Consider the following 21116-nt stretch of genomic DNA (forward strand, 5'->3'; position numbering starts at 1 on the left):
AATAACATTCGTCAGTCATCATTTAACCGAAAGTCAGGGAGCCAGGGATGTCCATATCTAAAACAGGCGAGGCCGGTACTACGTCTAAGCGTAGTATCGGTACATTCATTTTTGGTCTGATGTTTCTCGGGCCGGCACTCGGACTATTCCTCTTTGGTCCTCTGGATACACTCCGTCTTCACGTTATGACTTCCGGCTGGACACAGATTCCAGCCACGCTTCAACGTATTGATATCGAATACCATCACGGTGATACAACGACGTATTCATTGGAGGGGCTCTACAGTTATCGCGTCAATGGCCTTGATTACTCAAGCAGCCGTATCAGCTATGACGAATCTCCAGACAATATTGGTGACTGGCATGCAACGACCGAGAGTAAAATTCGCAGAGCCTCTGCCAGTCAGGCCCTTACCGCCTGGGTGAATCCGGATAATCCATCGGAAAGTTATCTGGTCAGGGATATCCGATGGGAAAAAATCGGCTTTATGATGATTTTTGTACTTGTCTTTGGCGGCGCAGGGGCGGGGATCATGTTATTCGGGCGCTATTCTGCGCGTCAGGCAGATGTCGCGTCGGGTGTGGTTTATTCAGGGCAGAACCTGATGCACTGGGTACTTGGATTTATGTCGATGGTTTTCCTATTGATCTCTTTGCCTGCCGTTCTGAGTGTGCCTTCTGAATTCAGCGCCGGAAATCATGCCATTCTTCTCGTCCTCTTGTTTCCTTTGGTCGCTGCAGGGCTGGGCCTGGCTGCGTACAGATCGCGGAAAAACTGGTTGTTTTACGGACGCACGCCTTTGTATCTGAACCCTGTACCCGGGCAGGTACAGGGACAAGTCGGAGGGACTCTGAAAATCAACAAAACCGGGTTGGGGGAGAGTTGGAATGTCAGGTTGAAATGCGTTAGTCAGACACGCTCCAGCGGTAAAAAAAGTTCAACGCGTGAAACCTTGTTATGGCAATCCAGTACGCTGCCTGAAGTCACAGAGAGCAATGATGAAACATGCCTTAATTTTGTGTTTAACCCTGACCCGGAACTTCCTCAGAGTTATCGTAAAGGTCGTAAAGCCGTTATCTGGCGGGTAGAAGTCGAAGGCCCCACTGAACCGGTGAAATTCCAGCGCCAGTTTGTGGTGCCCGTTGTGGAGGGCGCCGCCAATAGTACTCTCGACATTTCCACCGAGCATCAGAGTAAAGCATCGCGCAGCCAGGTCGCCGCCGCCGAGGCCTCGCTCAGTCAGAACCTTGATATGACGCTAAGCGGTGATGACTTTGTTATTCATAGTGCCGCAGGGCGCCATCTGTCTTTTTTCCTCGTTTTTATGTTTGCCGGAATCGCCTTTGCAGGGGCAGGGGTCTTTATGTTTAAACAGGCGGCTACCGAGGGCGTTACCCTGTACTTTATGGGCGGCATCTTCTTTCTTGTGGGCGCTCCCATGGCCCTCGGTGGTTTGTTTGGACTCGGCCGGTCACTGGAGAGCCGGTGTGAGGATGGCAAGATTGAAACCGTTCGCTACTGGATGGGAAGGGCGCTCTGGCGACGTAGTACCGAATTCAGAAGTGCTCAGCAACTCGAACTTAAAGCTGCGGGTAGTTCGAGCACAGGCAACAGCACAAAAGAGTATTTCCATATCCGGATTCGTGATGGTCAGCGTAAGGTCCGTATTGCAGAAATGATTGAAGGGCGTGAAGCAGCGGAGTTACTGATGGACAGGCTACGGGCCAGTCTCATCTCTGATGAATTGATCGGTTGAGCCTTGTCGGTTGTGCCTGATTGGTGACCCGATCTCCGGCTTCCGCTAAACTATACAAAACTGATACAGACAACCATCGTTACGACCTGTCTTTGTGGAGAATCATTTTGGATAAGCCCCCATTCGGCGTTCTTATTGCCAACCTCGGCACCCCGGAAGCACCGACTGCAAAAGCCGTGCGTTCTTACCTCAGAGAGTTTCTCAGCGACCGACGTGTTGTCGATGTACCGCGTGTGCTGTGGTGGTTGATTCTTAATTTAGTCATTCTTGTTATCCGTCCACCGCGGGTAGCGAAAGCGTATGCCAAAGTTTGGGGCCCTGAAGGTTCACCCCTGATGACGATTTCGCGTGCGCAACAGCGTGCATTAGCAGCGGCCTTAAAAGAAGAGTACGGTCAGGACATTCCTGTGTCGTTGGCCATGACGTACGGTAAGCCCACCATGGAAGAGGCTGGCCGGGAACTGCGTAAGGCCGGTGCCGAGCGTCTGATTATATTGCCCTTGTATCCGCAGAATTCCTCGTCGACCACGGCGGCGGTACATGATCGGTACTCCAATGCGATGGCGCCTTGTCCGCATGTGCCCGCTGCTCGCTGGATCACCGACTACCACGTTCACCCGGGCTATATAGGTGCTCTGGCAAATTCCGTGCGTGAGTATTGGGCTGAGCACGGCGAGGGTGACCGACTCATGATGTCGTTTCACGGCATTCCGCAGCGATATGAAGATCGTGGTGATCCGTACCCAAGCCAGTGTCGGGCGACGGCTGCGGCACTTGCCAGCGAATTGGGTCTGAACGACGAACAATGGATATGCAGCTTTCAGTCGCGCTTCGGTCGTGAAGAGTGGGTTAAGCCGTATACCGATCACACGTTAGAGGACTGGGGAAAGGCCGGCGTAGGGCGTGTCGATGTTATCAGCCCGGCGTTTGCGGCAGACTGTCTTGAGACACTTGAAGAACTGGATATGGAAAACCGCGAAACCTTTATCGAAGCTGGTGGCAAAGACTATCACTATATTCCCTGCCTGAATGATCGTCCGGATCATATCGGTATGATGGTCTCTCTGGTCAAAGAAAATGCGGATGGCTGGTCCTGAATTCTGTTCAGAGCTGTCTCTTTCGGTAAGCCGATCGTGTGTTTTGATCATGGTTGTCCTTGCTTCTTTATGCAAAGATGCGGCAAGCATAAAAGGTAAACAGCGATGAGTGATCACAATAAAGTCTTAGTTGAAGTACAGGACCACATTGCCTGGGTGTACCTGAACCGCCCGGAAAAACTGAATGGTCTGGATCTGGATATGTTCCATGGTCTGGTCGCAGCAGCGAAAAAAATACGCAAGGATCGTAGCGTTCGTGCGGTGATTCTTACGGCGAAAGGTGAGTCGTTTTCTGCAGGGCTCGACTTTAAGGCGGTGAGTAAGAATCCGTCGATGATCCCTAAACTGTTCCTGAAACTCCCCTGGACCAAAATGAATCTGGCGCAGCGCATTGCGCATATCTGGCGAGACCTGCCAGTGCCGGTTATCTGCGCGATTCATGGCAATTGCTTTGGCGGTGGAATGCAGATTGCGCTCGCCGCGGATTACCGCATTGCGACGCCGGACGCCAACCTCTGCATTATGGAAATGAAATGGGGCCTGATTCCTGATATGAGCGGCATGGTGACGCTATCGCGCCTGACCCGTGTCGATATCGCTCAGGAACTGACCATGACAGGCCGTCAGTTCAGCGCCGAAGAAGGCTTCAGTTACGGTCTGATTTCTAAGCTGGCGGATGACCCTCAGGCAGAAGCCCTGGCGCTGGCGCAGACCATTGCGACGAAATCTCCGGATGCAATTGCGGCGACTAAATATCTGTTTAAGAAAACCTGGAAAGCGGATACCTGGAAAGCACTGCGTTGGGAACGCTGGGTTCAGACCCGTCTGTTGGGTCGCAAGAATCAGCAGATCGCAATGAAGAATGGTCTGGCGGGTAAGGGCGCAGAGCCGAAGCCATTCAGAGATCGCAGCAGCTTTAAGTAAGTCCTTCAGATAGATAGACAGAGTTGGTTCCCCGGAGCGGATCAGGTTCCTTCCTGAACGCCTCATCATCAGGCCATCGCGTCTCCGGGGCTGCGTTATAAAACCTTATTTTTGTTAAGGGATTATTACGCTGCTTTTTATCTTAATCTTCGCCTAAGAACCCACCGGTCTGGTGGGCCCACAGTTGCGCATAGATGCCGCCCTGAGCGAGCAGTTCTTCATGGGTTCCCTGTTCGACGATTTTGCCGTCATCCAGTACGATCAGCCGGTCCATTGCCGCGATGGTCGAAAGCCGATGCGCAATGGCGATTACAGTTTTATTTTCCATCAGGCGGTAAAGACTTTGCTGAATAGCCGCCTCTACTTCTGAATCGAGTGCTGATGTTGCTTCGTCCAGAATCAGAATCGGCGCGTCTTTTAATAGCACCCGGGCGATAGCGATGCGCTGGCGCTGACCGCCGGAGAGTTTTACCCCGCGTTCGCCGACCTGAGCATCATAGCCGAGGTTACCTTCCGGATCGTGTAGATCACGGATGAAGGCATCCGCTTCAGCTTTGCGCGCAGCGTCGAGGACTTCCTCATCACTGGCATCGGGCCGACCGTAGAGAATGTTGTCGCGTACGCTCCGGTGCAGCAGGGAAGTATCCTGCGTTACCATGCCAATTTTTGACCGTAGACTCTCCTGCGACACCTGACTGATGTCCTGTCCGTCGATCTTAATCTGTCCACTGTCAATGTCGTAGAAGCGTAGAAGCAGATTAACGAGTGTGGATTTACCGGCACCCGAGCGTCCAACCAGTCCGATCTTTTCACCTGGTTTGATGGTCAGGTTCAGAGCTTCAAATACTGGGTAGCTCTTGTCGTCAGCGCCTTCGTATGAAAAGTGCACATCATCCAGAGCGATCTCCCCATGTGTCGCCTTTAGTTTTGGCGCATTCACGGGATCTGTAATGGTCTGTGGTTTCGCCAGCGTGTTCATACCGTCAGCCACTGTGCCCAGATTTTCAAAGAGTGAACTGATCTCCCACATGATCCATTGCGCCATACCATTTACGCGCAGGGCCAGACTGACTGCAATCGCAATAGCGCCTACGGTGATGGCGCTGTCCATCCACAGCCAGATAGACAGGGCTGCGACGGTAAAGGCCAGCAGGTAGTTGATCATATTCACTGAAAAGTTCAGACCGGTGGCCAGGCGCATCTGGTGATATACCGTACCCAGGAAGCCATCCATGCTGTCGCGGGCGTAAGACGTCTCCCGCTCTGTGTGCGAGAACAGTTTTACCGTTTGGATATTGGTATAGCTATCGACAACACGCCCTGTCATAACACTTCGGGCATCCGCCTGCTCGGTCGCAATTTTCTTCATGCGCGGCACAAAATAAAACTGAATGCCTATGTAGGCAGCCAGCCAGACGACCATCGGCAGCATCAGTCGCCAGTCAGCTGTGCCTATCATCACCAGAGCCGAAATAAAGTAGACGAGGATATAGACCAGCACATCCAGCAACTTCATCACAGTTTCCCGGACCCCAAGTGCCGTCTGCATCACCTTAGTAGCCAGGCGGCCCGCGAAGTCGTTCTCGTAGAAGTTCAGGCTTTGCTTGAGTAGATAGCGGTGCGCCTGCCAGCGTATGCGCATCGGATAATTGCCCAGCAATGACTGATACGTGATCAGTGCATGCAGTAATACGACGACGGGCATAGCGACCAGTACCACCAGGCTCATGAGCAGCAGTTTGGTGCCTTCGCTGGCAAATAAAGTGTCTGGGCTTTGCGTGGATAGCCAGTCAACCAGGTCTCCCATAAAGCTGAACAGGGTGACTTCAAGTATGGCGAGCATGGCGGTCAGACACGACATGGCCAGCAATGAGCCTTCCAGTCCTCGGGTGTAATGGCGGCAGAATGCATAGAGTCCCTGAGGAGGTTGCTCCGGATGTTCGGGAGGAAAGGGATTGATGCGTTTTTCAAAAAAGCTGAGCATAGATGTCCAGAGCCGGAGTGGAAGAGTAGTGCGAAACAGGAACCTTAACGGTTTCTGGGAGTCATTTTAACCTGAATTGTGCTTGCAGGCTCTGGCAGAGTCTGTTGCACTGGAACGGACAATCCGCCCTACGTGATTTTCTCATCGTAAGGGTAAGAAAATTTCACTGTACTGTTATTATAAATCCTCTATCTTTGCGCGACTTCAAACGCACAGCAGTCTGACCCTAAGGAGGTAGCGAGCCTGATGTTGACCCAACCGGAAGCCTATTACGACGCCGATACTTTTGCCCGCATCAAAGCGGCCGCTGATCAGCAGGAAACGCCTGTACTGATTGTGGATACCAAAACCTTCGGCGAGCAACTGGATCACCTGATGGCTTGCTTTCCCTACGCGAACACTTACTACGCGGTGAAAGCGAATCCTGAGGTGGCGGTACTTGAGATTCTTCGTGACCGTGGCTGTAACTTTGACATTGCCAGCCGTTACGAACTCGATAAGGTTCTGTCGCTGGGTGTGGGTGGTGACCGTGTCAGTTTTGGTAACACCATCAAGAAGATAAAAGACATTCGCTATGCCTATGAGAAGGGAGTGCGTCTGTTTGCTTCGGACTCCGAAGCCGATCTGCGCAATATTGCAGAAGCTGCTCCGGGGTCGAAAGTGTTTGTGCGCATTCTGACCGAAGGCTCTCAGACCGCAGACTGGCCACTGTCGCGTAAGTTTGGCTGCCATGTAGATATGGCCATTGAGCTTTGCATTATGGCACGTGACCTGGGGCTGAAACCGTATGGTATTTCGTTCCATGTTGGCTCTCAGCAACGCGACATTGGCGCCTGGGACTCTGCGATCGCTAAAGTGAAGTGGATCTTCGAGCGCCTGAAGGAAGAAGAGAACATTGAGATGAAAATGGTCAACCTTGGGGGCGGGTTCCCGGCGAACTACATCAGCCGCACCAACCCTCTGGAGACCTACGCAGAAGAGATTACCCGATTCCTGAAAGAGGATTTCGGCGACGAGCTGCCTGACGTTATTCTCGAGCCGGGTCGATCACTGGCTGCGAACGCAGGCATTCTGGTCAGCGAAGTGGTGCTGGTCAGCCGTAAGAACCGTACCGGTCTGGACCGCTGGGTTTATACCGATATCGGCAAATTTGGTGGCTTCGTTGAAACGATGGACGAGGCGATTAAGTATCCGCTTTATGTGGAAAAAGACGGTGACACTGAAGAGGTGATTATTGCAGGTCCGACCTGTGATTCGGCTGACATCCTGTACGAACAGTACAAGTATGAACTGCCACTCTCTCTCGAAGCCGGTGATCGTATGTACTGGTTCTCCACCGGCGCGTACACCACCACCTACAGTGCGATTGAATTTAACGGTTTCCCTCCGTTAAAAACGATCTGCATCTGATCTCTCCTGTAAAAAAAGAAGCCAGGCGTTGACCGCCTGGCTTTTTTTATCACTCCGCTGACCCATATTCCGTTGTACTTCAGGGATTCGCAGAGAGTTGATCTTCGTTGACTGCGCTCCGCAGCACAGCCGGCTTATTTCCAGTCAATCTCAGTTACCGCGGCGACACGCAAAATAAACCGCCCTGAAAACATATCAGTTACGTGACGGTAGGTAGATTTCAGGGCTCGATTTTGCTCTGACGGTCGCGCGGCGCCTTTATTGTCTGGCGCCGCCTGGATGTCTGCTGAGCCCAGCAAACGAAGCTCTTATGCAGAAACGGATATGAGAGTCAGCTGGGCTATAAATCAGTTTTGACGACTCATTACAGCAACAAACATGGTATCGGAATCGACATCCGGTGCACCGAGCAGTCGCGAACTTTCCAGAGCGAAGTCAGCGTGATTTTTCAGAAAGGCTTCGATCGCCTCCTCGTTTTCTTCGGTCAGCCAACTGCACGTCGCATAAATCAGCTTACCGCCATGTCGAACGGCCTCACTCGCACTGTCCAATAGCTGTTGCTGTAAGCCAGTCAATTCCTTGAGGTAGGCTTCGCTCAGACGATTGCGCGCATCCGGGTTACGGCGCCAGGTACCGGTTGCCGTACAGGGCGCATCAATCAGGACTTTATCGAAGCCCTTCTGGCGGGCAATTTCTTTGGGCAGGCGTAACGGCGCTTCGCCATCCCAGACAAAGGTACGGATATTGGCAATGCCAGCGCGCTTCGCGCGTTTCTTCAGTTCAGTGAGTTTAAATTCTTTCAGGTCGGTTGCGACCACGGCGCCTTTACCACTCATGCCGTCGGCGATAGCCAGAGTCTTTCCACCGGCGCCTGCGCAAGCATCCCAGATCTTCTCGCCGGCTTGTGCATCAACGGCGGCAGCGATCTGTTGACTGGCAAAGTCCTGCACTTCAACACGACCTTCTTTATAAGCATCGGTCTGTTGCACACCGAAACCGCCGGTGGCACACAGCCCGTGTTTGTTGAGGTTAACTTCTACGCCTGCTGCTTTGAGTTCATCGCGTAGGGTTTTCGCATCCTGCTCAGCTGCCGGGCGCAACCAGAGTGGTGGGCGGCTCTGCTGCATGCGCATGAATTCCTGGCGCTGTTTGTCATTCCAGCCAGCCAGTTCTGCGCGGCGCTCTATTGCATCGGCGAGTGAGGCGTCGATACCAAACCAGATGTAGGCCAGAGGTGAGTCCGGATTCTTACGAACCCAGGCTGCGGTATCGTCGACGGTGGTCTTGCGACTGCCGGCTTGCCAATCTTTTGGGATGTACCATTGCGAGTAGCTGCGGCGCTGAATCCAGAACCAGAAGTTATTGCGACTGAGACTCTCGGCCTGCTCAGGGTTCCATTGTTCAGTCCATGCATGCCAGTCCTGATCCAGACCTCTCTCATGGATTAACTCGAGGGCGCAGGCGAGTTGCCGGAAACGCAGTGCATGCTGCATGGCACTGCCGAGTTCCAGAGGCATGGTTTCGCGGAAGCGCTTACGCCAGCTGGCTGCTTCATGCTTGAGCCAGCGATCAAAGTGCGCGTTAGCGGGTTGGCTTAACCATTTCAGCCAGAGCGTATGAAGCTGGTTGTAGTTGATCAGTAAGGGCTTGTCGATCATAGGTGTCTCCGGCCGGTGAGAATGGCGGCGCAGTATACCCGAAAGTGATCAGCCCGTACTGCCTTGTCTGTATTGGCTCGGGCTGGCGCCGGACCAGTTTTTAAATGCTTTGGCGAAGTTACTTGCGTCGCTGTAGCCTAGCTGGTCTGCAATCTGATCCACCGACAGCGTAGTATCCTTCAGCAGGCGTTGTGCTTTGCTATAGCGCAGCTCGTCTTTGATCTGCTGAAAACTGCGTTCTTCGGCTTTGAGTTTGCGGTTCAGGGTCGCGGCCGACATAAACAGCATATTCGCGACATCCTCCACGGTTGGCATCTCTGCCAGGTGATCGTTAAGTATCTCTCTGACTTTACCCGCCATGGTATTGGTCTCGGTCACCTGTGTCATCGCCTGGGTCAGTTCCTGCTGGGCAAGATCGGCCAGTTTAGGATCAAAGAAGGGAAGCATGCCGTCGAGTGCCTTGCGGGGCCAGGTCAGGCAGTTAATAGGGGCACCAGTGTATACAGCGCAATTGGGTAAGATATCCTGGGTGGATAGGTCACCACGGCAGGCAATCTGAATCATGCTGCGGGCGTTACGCGACTCTGCAGGTACAAGAGTACGGCAGATGGTCTCGACGCTGGCCAGAAAAGCCAGAACCATGAAAAGTCCGGCCCGGCTGTCAGGAATGCGTGTGGTGATGTAAAGGTGACGGCTGCTTTTATCCGTCTCGCGGCGCAGCTCAAATAGTTGCACCCGAGTTTCGATAAACTGTTCAACTTTGCCCGCGGCATCTTCCATGGTCGCACTGTATTGGGCAGCGTAGCCAAGAGCGCCATGCTTGGATAGGGTCATACGCTTGCCGAATTCCAACGCAGCGGACAGGTCAACGTGTTCGAGGAAGTTGTCGATCAGTAGCAAAGCGGACTCATGTCCGATCTGCACGCTGGGCATGAACATCAGGTTTTCAGGTAGTCCGGTGCCCTCAAGCAGCGCAGACATAGGAATGCCGCGTTCGAAGGCCATTTCGCCAAGCAGTATTAGGTAATCAGACGAGAGTCTGTGCTCACCCGATCCGATGGTTTTAGTCGTCATAAATACCAGATGCCAGTTTTGAACCACAGGGTGAAAGCATAGCACCCCAAAATATTCGGATCAGTATGTCATAGTGATTACATGTCAGGTATGTGAATTCTGGCCAACGATACATAAATTAACAATTCGTGGACAGGCTTCTCTAAGAGGGGAATCGTATGACTAATATTAAAAATAAATCTGCGCAGGTTGAGATTAAACCGCGTCGCATGGCATTCGATACCGAATCGCCAATGAACAAATACGCATTTAAAAACAACTCGCTTATCAGTACATTTTTTTATGCTCTTTCGGCGCTTTTCCCAGATGGTGAACGTTTCTTTATTCACTCTGTACGCAATTACCGCGACGACATCAAAGACGAGACTCTGAAAGAGCAGATTCGTGGTTTTATTGGTCAGGAAGCTCACCATGGGGTGTCGCATGAAGCGCTAAACCAGGCGATTACTGATATGGGGTTTCCGATGGATCGTATCGTCGGTCGTTTGCACAAGCGCGTTGATTTTCTGAAGAAATTCAGCCGCGAACGCCAGCTCGCCCTCACCGTTGCTATGGAGCACTTCACCGCTTCGCTGGCTGAGTTCCTGCTCAAGAATCCCGAGATACTTGAAGATGCAGATCCAACGGTTCGTAAAATGCTGCTTTGGCATGCCGTGGAAGAGATTGAACACAAAGCCGTCGCATTTGATGTGTACCGTGAACACGTGAATGACGAGTTTATGCGCAAGCGGGTGATGGTGATTTCTATGATCAGTCTGTTTTCTCGTTTGGCTATGTATCAGGTCTGGCTACTGCGTTCTCAGCGTCACTTTCCAAGCTGGAGAGAGTGGAAAGAAGCCGCAGTATTTTTCTGGGGTAAGAAGGGCGTCCTTCGCGATAACATGAAAGGATTAGCGAAGTTCTTCAAAACCGGTTTCCATCCATGGGATATTGATCAGAACTACCTGATTGAGAACTGGGAAGAGAGATACCCCGATATTGCTGCACTGCAGGTCAATTAATCTTTAGAGCGATATTGTTTGACGACGCCCGGCATTGCCGGGCGTTTTCGTCTGTGAATAGCTCAGGCATAATGCCGCCAGATTTAATTCTGTGGAGCGCTTATGAAGCACGATTTCTGGCACGAACGTTGGGAAAAACAGGAGATTGGTTTTCACTTGAACGATACCAATCCCGCTCTTACCAGTCACTGGCATACCATTCCTGTCGATCTTGGCGAGCGTGTTCTGGTACCACTCTGTGGAAAGTCGGTAGATATCCTATGGCTATTGCGTGAAGGTTATCAGGTCGTAGGCGTAGAGCTGAGTGAAATTGCGCTGGATGTACTGGCTGAGTCGATCGAAGAGACCTTCAGTCTGGCGGTCGATAAGCAGCAGGTGGGTAACCTCATTCTCTACCGGGCTGCAGGTATTCTGCTGATTTGCGGTGATTGGTTCAGTCTGACTTCTTTTGATACTGGGCCAATCGATGCGGTTTATGATCGTGCAGCACTGGTCGCAATGCCTGAAGAGATGAGGGCCGACTATGCCAGTCAGCTGCTGAAGGTGTCAGAAAATGCACCTCAGTTGCTGGTTACTTTTGAGTACGACCAGAACGAGATGTCGGGACCCCCTTTTGCTGTGGATCAGGCACAGGTTGAGTCGTTTTACGCAGATACGATGAACATTGATGTGATGGCCGACAAAGACTGCCTGGTTGATGAGCCCAAGTTTCGCGAGCGTGGCCTCTCTGCGTTGCGTGAAAAAGTGCTTCGCCTCACGCCAAAGGGCTGACCTCGGTAATTACAATGCTTTGGTCGGAGGGATAGCGCCAGCGGATGTTCAGATCCCATAGACGCACGCCGTATTCCCGTTCAGGATCATGCGCCTGGTAGGCTGGGCGTGGGTCCTGAGCCAGGCACTCCTCAATAACAGCAATAACATTCTCGTTGAGTCGGGCGGCTTCTGCAGTCGCCTGTCGGCGGGCTCGGTCAGACCAGCTCACATCGAGTGATTCCGGTTCTGAGGGAGCTATCGTATTTGTCGCATCAGGTACAGAGTCGGTGTAGGGCACGTAAGGTTTTATATCGACAATGGGGGTGCCGTCGAGAAGGTCTGCGCCCGAAATCAACAACGTGGTGCCTTCTATTTTCTCAATTTTGACCAGTGACTGGCCCAGTCCGTTGGGGCGGTGCGTACTGCGTGTTGCAAATACACCAATGCGCTGATTACCACCTAACCGTGGCGGACGGACACGCAGTGATTCCGGGCGGCTTCCAACACCATGAAAACAGAATATCAGCCAGATGTGCGACACCCGTTCCAGCCCCTGTAGTGCTCCGGGGTCGTCAAACGGTGCCTGTAACTCTATCCGGGTGAAAACCGAAGGTGCCAGGCCGGGTTGACGAGGGATGGCAAACTTCTCTTTGTAGGGGGATCGGGCTAACGCCAGAATGTCTAAAGTGGGCATACAGGTCTCCGTTGGCGACTGGCAGTATACCGCTTTGGCGTGAGTGACGGGACTTCCCCCGGTAGCTGGCTCTTGTGGATACTCCTTTAATCGGTGAATTGCGTTATCATCAAGCCCGGACAGTAGTTTGTCCCTCTGAAATTTTTGTTGATTGAATAGTTAAGGATCAGAACCTATGAGTGGTTTGCAGGATCGAGTACAGGATACGAAAGAACGCTTTCAGGACTGGATGGCAGATCGAAAGGACGCCAAAGGTGGTTCCGGACGTCTGATCGTCTGGCTGGTGGTGTTATATCTTCTGGTTGCGCTGGTAGTAGGTATGTTCTGGTCGCAGGAGCCGGAGACATTTAACGTCCAGGCGTCAGCGAATACGCGGGCAGAAGAAATGGGTGTTCAGCCAGTTCGTGGCTTCACCACTACCGCTACCCTGATGAAGATCACTGAAACTATGCTTTACAAGCCGGGTGGCTATCTTTCGAACGATATTTTCCCTCCGGGGGTGTGGCTGGATAACATTCCTAGCTGGGAGTTTGGTGTACTGGTTCAGGTACGTGACTTCTCCCGTGCACTGCGCAAAGACTTCAGCCGCTCGCAGAGTCAGTCGACGGAAGATAAAGATCTGGAAATTGCTGAGCCGCAGCTGCATTTTGACGGTAACAGCTGGTTGGTCCCTGATTCCGAGGGTGAATACAAGCGTGGCCTCGAAGCTCTGCAGTCTTACCTGACCCGCTTGTCTGATCCAAATGAGCCGACGGCGCAGTTCTACGCACGCGCGGACAATCTGCGTCAGTGGTTGCTGGATGTTGAAACCCGCCTGGGTAGCCTCTCTCAGCGTCTGAGCGCATCGGTAGGTCAGCGTCGTCTCAATGAAGATACAGGCGCGACTCCTCTCCCTTCAGAGGAAGAGGTAAGAACTCCGTGGACTGAGGTTGACGATGTGTTCTACGAAGCGCGCGGCACTTCGTGGGCGCTTCTGCACCTTATGCGTGCTATCGAGGTAGATTTCCAGGAGGTTCTGGAGAAGAAGAACGCGTTGGTTGGTCTACGGCAGACCATCCGCGAACTGGAGGCTACTCAGGAAGCACTCTGGTCTCCAGTGGTACTGAATGGCAGTGGGTTCGGTGTTTTCGCTAACCACTCGCTGGTACTCGCGTCTTATATCTCCCGAGCTAATGCGGCGATTCTTGACCTTCGTGAGCTGCTTGCTCAGGGTTAATTACCTGCTCACCCAGATGCCGCGTCACCTGCGGCATCTGCAGTTCCCCTCTCAGAAATAAGACTTCATCTACAATTTAATCAGACTGATGACGCATTTACGTTTTGTTGTCTGGTTTTGTTGGCCTGTTTGTGCATAACTATGGTGTATATGGCCCTTTCTGCCTTTGCAGTGAAGGGATCACTATTGTCCCGGACTTGGACCTTCAACATTGAAAGCACTCATAACAATAATTACGAGCGCGTGTTTACTGGTTGCCTGCGGTGGTGGTACTGGATCATCCGACGATACGCCAGCGCCTCCTGATACTGCACCTGCTACACCAGAAGAAGCCGTAGATACTGACGATGACGGTATTCCTGATTCCCAGGATGACGACATCGACGGCGATGGCGTACGCAATATAAATGATGCCTTTGTTTTTGATGCCTCCGAATGGCTGGATACCGATCGTGATGGCACCGGTGATAATGCTGATACCGATGACGACAACGATGGTTTTCTGGATACGGTTGAGATTGAGTTGGGCACAGACCCTCTCGATGAAGAGTCTTTTCCCGCTGATCTGGATGGTGACGGAATCCCTGACGTCCTCGACGATGATATTGATAACGATGGTACGCCGAACGCTGCCGACGCGTTTCCTCTCGACCCTCTCGAACAAAGCGATTCTGATCTGGATGGCATCGGAGATGTCGCAGATCCTGATGATGACAATGACGGCTACCCAGATACTGTCGAAGTTGTGGCAGGTACCGACCCTCTTGATGCCTCAAGCCATCCTGATGATCTCGATGGGGATGGTATTCCTGACGCTACAGATTCGGACATTGATGGCGACGGTTATCTGAATGGTGATGATGATCTGCCTCTTGATCCCAATGAATGGCTGGATACCGATGGCGATCTGATTGGTAATAACACGGATACTGATGACGACAACGATGGCTATTCCGACAGTGACGAAGTCGAAGCTGATTCTGACCCACTGGATGTGAACGATAAGCCGGCAGACCTTGATGGCGACTTTATTCCAGATGTTCTTGATGACGATATAGATGGCGATGGCGTTCTGAATGGTGCAGACGCTTACCCATACGATCCAGAAAGGAGTGAGCCTGATGTTGTTACTGAGCCTACCGAACTGGACACTGAACTTCTGGCGCTTATCGCTGACATTGGGTTTGATCCATCTGAACTGACAGGTCGTGTCGTCCCTCAGCCCGGAGATGCTCTGGTCGAACTCGGCAAAGAGCTGTTTTTCTCCAGATCTCTCAGCTTTGGTGATGATGTGGCCTGTGCGAGTTGCCACGACCCAAGACTTGCTGGAACCGATAATCTCAGTTTGCCCGTCGGTGTTGGCGCTCATAATCCGCTGATTGTCGGACCTGGGCGCCGACATGATGGGAACTACTACATCGACCCTAAAGCTGACTTCGGGCCTAACGTTCCGCGCAATAGCCCTACAACGTTCAATATTGCCTTCTACGACAGGGCTATGTTCTGGGATGGGCGTATTGAAACCATCGAGTATGATGCTGTGCGCTCATATTATGTCGGCACGGATAGAAAATCAGAGAACGGGAAAGGAGAGTTAATACGCACTCCAGATAGTCACTTTGGAGGACCAGACACGAACGCAGGAGAGAACCTAACGGTAGCTCAAGCGCGCTTTCCGGTAACCTCAGTGGATGAAATGCGAGGCTTCTCGCCGGCGGCGGGCAGTTCTTCATATGATACTCGAGAGTTGCTGGCTTCTAAGCTACTCGCCAGAGGTTGGGAGAGCTATTTTAGAGAAGCCTTTGGTGACTATATTAGCTCTGATGAAGGATTGATAACTTATGATCGTATCGCCTTTGCGTTAGGTGAGTATCAGAGGTCGCAGGTGGCTCTCGATAATCCTTTTTTTGAGTATTTAAGTGGTAATCTTGGCGCGATAAACAGCAGTGCAAAGAGAGGAGCTATTGCTTTCTTCCGTAGAGACCGGGCCAGTTGCTCCGGATGTCATAGTGGACCGCACTTTTCAGATGAAAATTACTACCCATTAGCAACCCCTCAGATAGGCAGGGGAAAGAACGTCTTCTCGCAAGACTTTGGAAGATATAACGTTGTTGCAGATTCAAAAACGAAATACAGCTTTAGAACCCCAAGCCTGCTCAATGTGGCTTTAACCGAGCCTTATATGCACGCAGGTTCGATTGCCGATCTGAAGACAGCCGTGAAGTGGCATTTCGATCCGGTCAGTGAGCTATATAATTACGATTTTTCATTGGATCATCTAGCGCAGTTCAGCGGATTAGGCCTGGATACTAGTGAACATCAGAGGCAGGTTGATTCTATAGCCAGTCAATTCACGTCCTGGAAAGCCACGAATAGCCAACGCTCTAAGGTAAAGCTCGGAACTATTGATGATACAGGACTGGAAGATTATGTTGCCTTACTAAGATCACTAAGCTCAGCGTGTCTTACTGACCACAGCTGCACAGCAAAATGGATGCCCGACTATACCGAGCCTTCGCCCGATGGTATGAGGTTAGAGCCTGTTTTTTCTTTCTTTGACAATAGTGAGATTTTTAGTATTTCAGAACCCTCACCGGAAGATCCAGTGCAACCAGCGTTTCCGGATCTATCCGGTGTTTTAGCTCTTGATCTTTCTCAGTGCTCATTGGCTGATGTAACAAGCCCTCTTCAGGTAGAGATAACCCCAGGGTTTAAGCGTGCGAATCTGCTTAGCTTTCTCGATTCTCATGAAATTGGATATCAAGTACTTTCCGATGTTCGATCTCTTGCAGAAACTGCTCTTGTCATTGGCTCTATAGCAGCAGCAGATCTGGATGGAGATTGTGATTTTGATTTGGCTATCGGACTCGGTGATAAAAAAGGGATAAAAATATATATTAATCAAAATGGTCAATTTCAAAAAGCTGTCGATAACTTCGGATTAGATACGCGTGGAGATATTGCTGCTTTCTCTATTACTGATATTAATGGTGATGGCTGGCCTGATATTTTTGTCGGTCACCTCTACGAGACCGATTCAAAATTATGGCTTAATAATGGCGGAAGTGGTTTTATTCGTGTAACGGAATTTGGCCACAACACTATCCGGACGACGCATAATGCTGCCTTCGCCGATGTCGACTCAGATGGTGATCTCGATTTGTTCAGTAGTAACTGGGATACGTTAAGCATGCTGGATGAAGTTCACTTATGGGAAAATGATGGCCGTGGATTCTTTACTCCCAGAATTGATGATGGAACCTACGGTGACTTTGGCTCCAGGGACTACACTTTTACTCCTAGCTTCACTGATATAGACAAAGACGGAATTACAGATTTATTGGTCGCAGCTGACTTCCGAACCACCCAAGTTTTTTCAGGGCTTGGAGATGGAGTGTTTGAGAATATCACCGATAGCGACGTCATTACTGATAGGAATGCAATGGGTAGCGCCCTTGGCGACTACGATAATGATGGTGATTTAGACTGGTTTGTAACCAATATTCACTTCAATGAATATGATGATGAATTGATTAATCGATTTTATCGCAATGACTCGTCTTCTCAAGAGGGTATTATCTTTTCTGAGATAGCTGTCCAAGCTGGGGTCTCTGAAGGAGACTGGGGGTGGGGGGCTTGCATGAAGGACTTCGATAATGATGGCTGGCTGGATATTTTTCAGGTAAATGGCTTTGGTTATGATAACAGTACCTTTGGACATCCAATATTTGACGTGATCGGATGGGTCGGGGTTACTGATATCTATGCCTTGGCAAGCGAAGATGTAAGTAGCCTTATCGAAAGTGCGTTAGAGTATTTCTCGGGCTTTGAGGCACTTAATAGCACTTTAGGTAACAGGTATAGCAGCGAGTCAGATTTCACAGCGGAGCTAATAGCGATCCATACTGCAGCTAAGGTCTTAGCGCGCAGTCATGGGCGTGACACTGGTGTCCTTGCGGACTTTCATGGAACTCCTGCAAGATTGTATATGAACAATAAGGATGGCACCTTCCGTGAGGAAGCTGCATTGCGTCATATTGATGATACTGGTGAAGGCCGGGGAATTGCCTGTAATGACTTTGATCGAGATGGCGATATCGACATCGTAATTATGAACCACAATGGATTTCCATCGTATTATGAAAATCATTTCCGTCGTTTAATTACTGCGGACGACAACTTCCTGAATGTAAGACTGCGTGGGGTAGGTGGTAATCAATTCGCTTACGGTGCCAAGGTATATGCGACCAGTGAAACACTCAACCAGTACCGGGAAATGCGTTTTGAGAATAATTACATGTCCAATAATGCACCAGAGCTACACTTCGGCTTAGCAGGCGATGACGCTGTCAGCGAACTGCGAGTCGAGTGGCCAGACGGGGAAGTTACCATTCTGAGTGATGTTCCGGTTAACCAGTTCATGGTTATTGAGCATCCATCCTACAATGACTGATATGTAACAAATCCGTCATGAAGCTGTAGTAAATTCGCCTCCGTTTCATTCTCGGGGGCGTGCGCCCCCAGTAATTACCGGGGGAATCATGAGTTTTAAGCGCCTCATCAGTACGGCCGCGATCACCAGTAGTTTCTGCCTCGCGACAGCGCATGCAGCAGAAGTTGTATTTTACATCACCGAAGACGGTGGCGCGGCTGACGCCGTATCCGTTTCTGTTAATGGCCAGCGGCGGATAGTCAATCCTCAGGGCTTTGTTACCTTTGAACTGCCTGCTGACAGTTACACCGCTGAATTGTCGCAATACGGTGCCTGGGTAGGAGAGGCTGATTTCACCCTTGAAAATGACGACTCTTCAAAAGATGTATTTGTCGAGATTTTAGGTGGCGAAGCCATTGCTGAAACCAGCTCGTCTGACGCCGCTGGCGGTGTAATCAAAGGTCAGTTGATATCCAACGAAACAGGTGGCCCCGTTTCAGGTGCACGGGTATCTGCGGCAGGTACAGAACTTGGTGTGATTACTGACGACGATGGCAATTTCTCACTCGAATTACCGCGCGGTAACTACACCCTGACTGTTGCTCATCCAAGCTATCAGAGAGCTGAACTTAACGTTAATAGCATGCCTGGCGTACCGGTTGACCTGAATGTTGAGGTCGGAATGTCCGGGAATGGCGTCATCGAAGAGGTTGTTGCGGTTGGTACTTATGTCGCAGACTCTGCAACCAGTCAGGAACGTGATGCCAGCGCGGTCCTGGATTCGATTGGCGGCGAACAGATGTCTCGCTTTGGTGATTCTAACGCGGCTTCTGCGTTGAAGCGTGTGGCGGGCGTGACCATTGCAGATGGTAAATACGTCGTCGCTCGTGGCCTGAATGAACGTCATACATCGATTCTACTGAATGGTGCCTCATTGCCGAGTCCTGACCCATCCCGTCGGGTCGTACCTCTCGATCTATTTCCGTCCAGTGTGATTGATGGAATCGACGTTCAGAAAACGGCCACTCCGGATGTATATGCAGATTCAACGGGTAGCACAGTCTCTTTGAGTACTAAAAAGTTCCCTCTGGAATTTGAAGGGAAGCTGTCTCTGTCTTTGGGGTATAACGATAGTGCTACCTTTACTGAGCAGGAATTTATGCAGGAAGAAGGTGGAGACTTTTTCGGCTTCGGTGCAGATGGCGATAGAGCGCTGAATCAGGATGCTAAAGAGTTCAGTAGTGAGAGCCTGCTTTTTAATCCTGAACTTGGTAAGAACCTGGTTGCAGAGTTGCCTGACAATCTGAATACAGAAGAACGAAACGTCCTACCTGATATTTCTGCAGAGCTATCTATGGGGGATACATTTTACGACAACGGTAATACTGCATACGGTTACCAGGCATCTGTCAAATTCTCTAACGAATGGCAAGTTCAGGAAAGAGAGTCCGATACCAACCTGCTTGGAGAGGATGGCGAGCTCAACGTTGATGACTCATACGATGAAACACGGACAACTAACGACGTGAATCTTGGGTTTGGACTGAGTTTAGGAATGCTCTCGGGCATACATGAAGTCACCAGTAATACCTTATTGCTTCGTCAGACCCACTCGGAAACCAGTGTTAAACGTGGTACAGGTGGAGACCAGGATCGTGAGGGAATTCTATACAATATGGACTGGTTGGAGCGCCAGCTATTCATGCAGCAGTTCACAGGCGAACACTATTTTGATCGTTTCCTAAAAACGACAGCGCAATGGCAGATAAGTTTTTCTGAGGCTGAATTGGATAACCCGGATCGGCGTCGGTATACCTATGAAATTCCTGCTTTTGATGAGGGGCTGGATGACTATTACCTTTATTGGAGTGAGGTAAAGCGAGAGTACAATACGCTTTCTGATTCGATCACAGATTATAGTGTCAGTTTCGACTCTTCTCTTTTCGAGTCGTCCACAAATTACCTGACAGCAGACTATGGCTTCTCAGCTTTTACCCGTGAGCGTGAAGCTGATGGCACGACGCTTGGCTACGATGCAAACAGTGGTCTGGCGGGTGACTATATTAACAATTTCGATATCGATCAGATCGTAACCGAAACCATCGCCGCCGATGAGCTTAGCCTTCTCAATCAGACCGCAGGTTCGGCAGACTATAATGCCTCATGGGATATGACGGCTCTGTTTGGTGGTATCGAGTATGAACGCCTTGAAGTCTTCCGGGTCAATGCGGGACTTCGTAGCGAGTCCTCTGATATTTCAGTACAAACGTACGAGTCTAGTGCTCAGGATCAAAGTAACCCCATTTATGCAGAAATCTCTGACTCTAATGTGTATCCATCAGCTGGTTTAACAGTTTTTCTTGGCGAGAGTGTTCAGCTTAGAGGTGCCTGGTATCAGACTATTAACCGTCCAGATTTTCGTGAACTCGCTAATGCGCAGTACGTCGACCCCGATACTGGCGACAATATACGAGGCTACCCTCTGCTTGAAAGTGCGGAGATTACCAATATCGATGTTCGTGCTGAATGGTACATGAGTGAAAATGAAAGCATTAGCCTCGCTTATTTTACCAAGAACTTTGACAAGCCAATCGAAAAGACATTACTGACCGGTGGATCGGTATTCTCATACCGTAATGGGGATACTGGTACCATCAATGGTGTCGAAATCGACTTCAGGTCGGAATTTGATCTCAGCAGTTACTTAATGTTTGTTTCGGGAAATCTATCTTTAATTGATTCTGAAGTAGATATTGCATTTCGCTCACGAGCTATGCAAGGGCAGCCCGATAGTCTGGCGAATGTTCAGATAGGGCTTGATGATTACGACAGTCAACAGAAATTCACACTGGTGTATAACTATCATGGTGAGCTACTGTACTCAGCAACTCAGGCCAATAGTAATTCACCGGATATTATGGAAGATCCGAGAGGCGAGTTAAGTGCGAACTATTCAACAGAAATTGTACCGGATCTTACGTTTAAAGTGGCTTTGAAGAACATTACAGATGAGCCCGTCAGTCTCACACAAAAAGGTGAAAACTATCGCTCCTATCGTAAAGGGCGTGAGGTCTCTGCCGGTATTTCGTTGGTTTTCTGATAAAGCGTTTTATAAA

General features: G+C 50.6%; 13 protein-coding genes. 9 read left to right on the forward strand and 4 right to left on the reverse strand.

Annotated elements, in window-relative coordinates; translation table 11 throughout:
* Positions 1–47 precede the first annotated feature (47 nt).
* From BW941_RS01480 to BW941_RS01490, 3 genes are all read left to right on the forward strand, one after another.
* Positions 48–1757, forward strand: coding sequence for a DUF3592 domain-containing protein (locus tag BW941_RS01480; RefSeq protein ID WP_076513748.1), 1710 nt, complete (start codon positions 48–50; stop codon positions 1755–1757).
* 107 nt (positions 1758–1864) lie between these two features.
* Positions 1865–2854: a ferrochelatase gene (gene hemH, locus BW941_RS01485; protein WP_076513751.1), complete on the forward strand. Its 990-nt coding sequence runs from the start codon at positions 1865–1867 to the stop codon at positions 2852–2854.
* A gap of 105 nt (positions 2855–2959) precedes the next feature.
* Complete coding sequence (locus BW941_RS01490; protein WP_076513753.1) at positions 2960–3778, forward strand: crotonase/enoyl-CoA hydratase family protein; 819 nt, start codon at positions 2960–2962, stop codon at positions 3776–3778.
* Positions 3779–3920: 142 nt separating this feature from the next.
* On the opposite strand, the gene BW941_RS01495 is transcribed toward BW941_RS01490, so the two are convergent.
* Positions 3921–5762 carry an ABC transporter ATP-binding protein gene (locus BW941_RS01495; protein ID WP_076513756.1) on the reverse strand — a complete coding sequence of 614 codons (1842 nt, stop codon included), beginning with the start codon at positions 5760–5762 and terminating at the stop codon, positions 3921–3923.
* Positions 5763–6008: 246 nt separating this feature from the next.
* Between BW941_RS01495 and BW941_RS01500 the strand changes: the two genes are divergently transcribed.
* A complete protein-coding gene (locus BW941_RS01500) occupies positions 6009–7172 on the forward strand; it encodes a type III PLP-dependent enzyme (protein WP_076513758.1) in 1164 nt (387 codons plus the stop codon).
* Between the two features lie 347 nt (positions 7173–7519).
* Here the strand turns inward: BW941_RS01500 and BW941_RS01505 are convergent, their stop codons facing one another.
* Positions 7520–8830: an RsmB/NOP family class I SAM-dependent RNA methyltransferase gene (locus BW941_RS01505; RefSeq protein ID WP_076513761.1), complete on the reverse strand. Its 1311-nt coding sequence runs from the start codon at positions 8828–8830 to the stop codon at positions 7520–7522.
* Positions 8831–8878: 48 nt separating this feature from the next.
* Positions 8879–9904 (reverse strand): AraC family transcriptional regulator, encoded by a 1026-nt coding sequence (locus BW941_RS01510; RefSeq protein WP_076513764.1) that lies wholly within the window; start codon positions 9902–9904, stop codon positions 8879–8881.
* Positions 9905–10062: 158 nt separating this feature from the next.
* Between BW941_RS01510 and BW941_RS01515 the strand changes: the two genes are divergently transcribed.
* Together BW941_RS01515 and tmpT are read left to right on the forward strand one after the other, a co-directional pair.
* Entirely contained in the window at positions 10063–10905 is an 843-nt protein-coding gene (locus BW941_RS01515) for a metal-dependent hydrolase (RefSeq protein WP_068442415.1), read from the forward strand.
* 102 nt (positions 10906–11007) lie between these two features.
* Complete coding sequence (tmpT, locus tag BW941_RS01520) at positions 11008–11676, forward strand: thiopurine S-methyltransferase (protein WP_076513766.1); 669 nt, start codon at positions 11008–11010, stop codon at positions 11674–11676.
* On the opposite strand, the gene tsaA is transcribed toward tmpT, so the two are convergent.
* Entirely contained in the window at positions 11660–12352 is a 693-nt protein-coding gene (tsaA, locus tag BW941_RS01525; protein WP_076513769.1) for a tRNA (N6-threonylcarbamoyladenosine(37)-N6)-methyltransferase TrmO, read from the reverse strand. The genes tmpT and tsaA overlap by 17 nt on opposite strands.
* Before the next feature lie 175 nt (positions 12353–12527).
* Between tsaA and BW941_RS01530 the strand changes: the two genes are divergently transcribed.
* From BW941_RS01530 to BW941_RS01540, 3 genes are all read left to right on the forward strand, one after another.
* Positions 12528–13568: a DUF2333 family protein gene (locus BW941_RS01530; RefSeq protein ID WP_068435924.1), complete on the forward strand. Its 1041-nt coding sequence runs from the start codon at positions 12528–12530 to the stop codon at positions 13566–13568.
* Between the two features lie 211 nt (positions 13569–13779).
* The gene (locus tag BW941_RS01535; RefSeq protein WP_076513772.1) at positions 13780–18021 is read left to right on the forward strand and encodes an FG-GAP-like repeat-containing protein; all 4242 of its coding nucleotides are present in this window, start codon (positions 13780–13782) and stop codon (positions 18019–18021) included.
* An 88-nt stretch (positions 18022–18109) separates the two neighbouring features.
* A complete protein-coding gene (locus BW941_RS01540; RefSeq protein WP_076513774.1) occupies positions 18110–21100 on the forward strand; it encodes a TonB-dependent receptor in 2991 nt (996 codons plus the stop codon).
* The last annotated feature ends 16 nt before the right edge of the window (positions 21101–21116 follow it).

This window comes from Thalassolituus maritimus, assembly GCF_900156675.1.
Classification (GTDB): Bacteria; Pseudomonadota; Gammaproteobacteria; order Pseudomonadales; family Oceanobacteraceae; genus Thalassolituus; species Thalassolituus maritimus.

Excerpts from the sequence above, each read along its gene's own strand:
- BW941_RS01480 (WP_076513748.1), top strand. The coding sequence starts at position 48 with ATGTCCATATCTAAAACAGGCGAGGCCGGTACTACGTCTAAGCGTAGT.
- BW941_RS01490 (WP_076513753.1), top strand. The coding sequence starts at position 2,960 with ATGAGTGATCACAATAAAGTCTTAGTTGAAGTACAGGACCACATTGCC.
- BW941_RS01495 (WP_076513756.1), bottom strand. The coding sequence starts at position 5,762 with ATGCTCAGCTTTTTTGAAAAACGCATCAATCCCTTTCCTCCCGAACAT.
- BW941_RS01500 (WP_076513758.1), top strand. The coding sequence starts at position 6,009 with ATGTTGACCCAACCGGAAGCCTATTACGACGCCGATACTTTTGCCCGC.
- BW941_RS01505 (WP_076513761.1), bottom strand. The coding sequence starts at position 8,830 with ATGATCGACAAGCCCTTACTGATCAACTACAACCAGCTTCATACGCTC.
- BW941_RS01510 (WP_076513764.1), bottom strand. The coding sequence starts at position 9,904 with ATGACGACTAAAACCATCGGATCGGGTGAGCACAGACTCTCGTCTGAT.
- BW941_RS01515 (WP_068442415.1), top strand. The coding sequence starts at position 10,063 with ATGACTAATATTAAAAATAAATCTGCGCAGGTTGAGATTAAACCGCGT.
- tmpT (WP_076513766.1), top strand. The coding sequence starts at position 11,008 with ATGAAGCACGATTTCTGGCACGAACGTTGGGAAAAACAGGAGATTGGT.
- tsaA (WP_076513769.1), bottom strand. The coding sequence starts at position 12,352 with ATGCCCACTTTAGACATTCTGGCGTTAGCCCGATCCCCCTACAAAGAG.
- BW941_RS01530 (WP_068435924.1), top strand. The coding sequence starts at position 12,528 with ATGAGTGGTTTGCAGGATCGAGTACAGGATACGAAAGAACGCTTTCAG.
- BW941_RS01540 (WP_076513774.1), top strand. The coding sequence starts at position 18,110 with ATGAGTTTTAAGCGCCTCATCAGTACGGCCGCGATCACCAGTAGTTTC.